At 75.9% G+C, this 2846-nt stretch carries 3 protein-coding genes; all 3 read right to left on the bottom strand.

Going from position 1 to position 2846, the window contains the following annotated elements:
- A partial coding sequence (locus H5J30_RS25435) for an SURF1 family cytochrome oxidase biogenesis protein (protein WP_181789683.1) occupies positions 1 to 782 on the bottom strand: 782 nt, incomplete at its 3' end.
- 45 nt (positions 783 to 827) lie between these two features.
- Entirely contained in the window at positions 828 to 2069 is a 1242-nt protein-coding gene (locus H5J30_RS25430; RefSeq protein ID WP_181789682.1) for a DEDDh family exonuclease, read from the bottom strand.
- A 63-nt stretch (positions 2070 to 2132) separates the two neighbouring features.
- Complete coding sequence (locus H5J30_RS25425) at positions 2133 to 2828, bottom strand: response regulator (RefSeq protein WP_181789684.1); 696 nt, start codon at positions 2826 to 2828, stop codon at positions 2133 to 2135.
- Between the last annotated feature and the right edge of the window lie 18 nt (positions 2829 to 2846).

Here is a 2846-nt window from a genome sequence, read left to right as displayed (position 1 = left end):
GTTTTCGCCGCTGCTGCCGCCTTCGCCGCCGCCGCCTCGCGGTCGCGGCGCTCGCGGCGTACGAGGATCCACCAGCCCACCGGCACCGCCGCCGCGAAGATCCACCACTGGATCGCGTACGCGATGTGCACCCCGATGCTGCTGTGGTCCGGCTCCGGGACCGGCTCGGGCTGCCTGCCCGCGGGCCGCGGCGAGGTGGCGACCAGCTCGACGAACCCGCCGAGCACCGGCCCCGGCAGCCCGTCCGCGGCCTCGTCGGCGCTGTTGATCAGCATCACCTGGCGGTCCGGCAGGCCGGCCTTGTCGCGGATGCCGCTGCCGGTCGTCTCGTCGGGGCGCAGCCGGCCGGTGACGGTGACCTCGCCGGTGGGCGGGGGCGGCACCTTCGGGAAGCTGGTGAGGTCGGCGCCCGCGGGCACCCAGCCGCGGTTGACGAGGACGGCGGAGCCGTCGCCGAGGCGGAGCGGGGTGACGACGAAGTAGCCCTGCTTGTCGTCGGCACCGAGCCGCTGCCGTACGACGACCTCGCGCTCCGGCTCGTACGCACCTGTGGCGGTGACCGTGCGCCAGGTGTCCTCCCGCGGCACCGTGCGGCCCTCGCGGGTGAGCCGCTCCACGGGGACCGGCTCCGCCTGGAGGTTCCGGGCGATGAGGTCGTTGCGCGCGACCCGGTCCTGGTGGCGGTGCAACTGCCAGAAGCCGAGCTGGATCATCACGGGGATGAGCAGGACGGCCACCAGGGTGGTGATCACCCACTGCCGGGACAACAGGAAGCGGTACACCCCTTGACGGTACCCCCCGCCGTACCGCCGCCCGAGGGGGCCCCGCTACCCCGCCCCGCCGCTACCCTCCGCCGGTCCTTCCGCCGGCTCGACGTCCCGCATGAGGTGGAGGAAGGCCGCCTCGTCGATCACCGGGGTGCCGTGCGCGGCGGCCCGCGTCACCTTGCTCGTCGGCGCGCCCGGGTCGTTGGTGACCAGCAGGCTCGTGTACCGCGAGACGCTGCCCGCGACGTGCAGCCCGGCCTCGACCGCCCGGTCCTCCAGCAGGCTGCGGTCCACCGCCGTGTCGCCGGAGAACGCCACGCGCATGCCCTGCTTGAGCCGGCCGCCGCGCACGTACCGCCCGGGGTTGGGGTACGGCGACGCGGGCAGTCGGCGGTTCGGCCGCCAGGTGCGCCACTGGTACGCCCCGTGGCCGCCCGGCGAGCGCGTGCCGCCGGAGCCGCTCGCGCCGCCCGCCGCCGGCTGCTCGGACCACTCCGTGAGCGGCTGGCAGGCCAGCAGCGGCAGCCGCGCGCCCGCCTCGGCGGCCTGCGCCAGGCTGGGGCGGAAGATCTCGGCGAGGACGCGGGCGTCGTCCTCGGCGTCGTGGGCCCTGCGCTGGGCGACGCCGAAGTGTTCGGCCAGCGACGCCAGCCGGGCGTTGGGCAGGGGCAGCCGCAGCTGCCGGGCCAGCGCGATGGTGCACAGCCGGCGGCGCACCGGGGCGGTGAGCCCGGCGCGGGCGTACTCGCGGGCGATCATCATCCAGTCGAAGACCGCGTTGTGCGCGACGAGCACCCGGTCCTCCAGCCGCGCCGCGAACTCCTCGGCGATCTCCGGGAAGAGCGGCGCGTCGGCGAGCATCTCGCGCGTCAGGCCGTGGATCCACACCGGGCCCGGGTCGCGCTGGGGGTTGACCAGCGTGTACCAGCTGTCCTGGACCGTGCCGCGGGCGTCGAGGCGGTAGACGGCGGCGGAGACGATGCGGTCGTCGGAGCGCAGCCCGGTGGTCTCGACGTCGACGACGGCGTACGCCTCCGGGTAGTCCCCGGGCCACAGGCCGGCGGCCGGCGCCGCGGCGCCGGGATGTTCCCCCGCGTCGGTCCCGGAGCCGGTCCCGGCGGTGTCGGCCCCGGTTCCCGCGGGCTCCGTCTCCGCGGTACGCGCCGGGTCCGCGGGCTCGGCCGGGGCGGTCGGCGCGGGCAGCGGGAGAGCCGGCTGCAGCGCGACCGGATCCGCGCCCGGAAGGGGCTGCTGCTGCGCGACTTGACGGGGGCTCAGGGGCGTCGCGCGGTCTTCGAGCATGGGTTCAGAGCATAGAGCCTGCCACCGACACCGGGGCGCGCGCGGGTGCCGTCCGAGCCCCCGTCAGAAGTCGCCGGCGGGCTGCCCGGCCGCCGGTCCGCGCGGGGTGACCAGGCCCGTCTCGTAGGCGAGCACGACGAGTTGGGCCCGGTCGCGGACGCCGAGCTTCGTCATCGACCTGCTGACGTGCGTCTTTGCGGTGATCGGGCTGATGTGCAGCCGGGCGGCGATCTCCTCGTTGCTGAGGCCGCCGCCGACGAGGGTGACGACCTCGCGCTCGCGCCGGGTGAGTTCGCGCAGCGCGTGGTCGGCGTCGGGCACGCCGCCGGCGGGGCGGGAGACGTACTCCTGGATCAGCTTGCGCGTCAGCGCGGGGGAGAGCAGCGCGTCGCCGCGGGCGGCGACCCGTACGCCGTGCAGCAGGTCCTCCGGCTCCATGTCCTTGACGAGGAACCCGGCCGCCCCGGCGCGCAGCGCGCCCCAGACGTACTCGTCCACGCCGTAGTTGGTGAGGATGACGACGTGCACGGCGGCCAGCTCGGGGTCGGCGGCGATCCTGCGGGTCGCCTCGATGCCGTCGAGCACCGGCATCTGCACGTCGACCAGCGCCACGTCCGGCCGGTGCCGGGCGGCGAGCCGTACGCCGTCGGCGCCGTCGGCGGCCTCGCCGACCACCTCGATGTCGTCCTCGGCGTCGAGCAGCGCCCGGAACCCGCCCCGGATGAGGGCCTGGTCGTCCACGAGCAGCACCCGGATCACGTCACCGCCCCCGCCGCG

This window comes from Streptomyces phytophilus (assembly GCF_013870535.1).
Taxonomy (GTDB): Bacteria; Actinomycetota; Actinomycetes; order Streptomycetales; family Streptomycetaceae; genus Streptomyces; species Streptomyces phytophilus.
Note: the sequence above shows the minus strand (reverse complement) of the source record. Positions and strands in the feature narration are given on the sequence as shown.

Coding starts and splice junctions, on each gene's coding strand:
- H5J30_RS25430 (WP_181789682.1), bottom strand. CDS start 2,069: ATGCTCGAAGACCGCGCGACGCCCCTGAGCCCCCGTCAAGTCGCGCAG.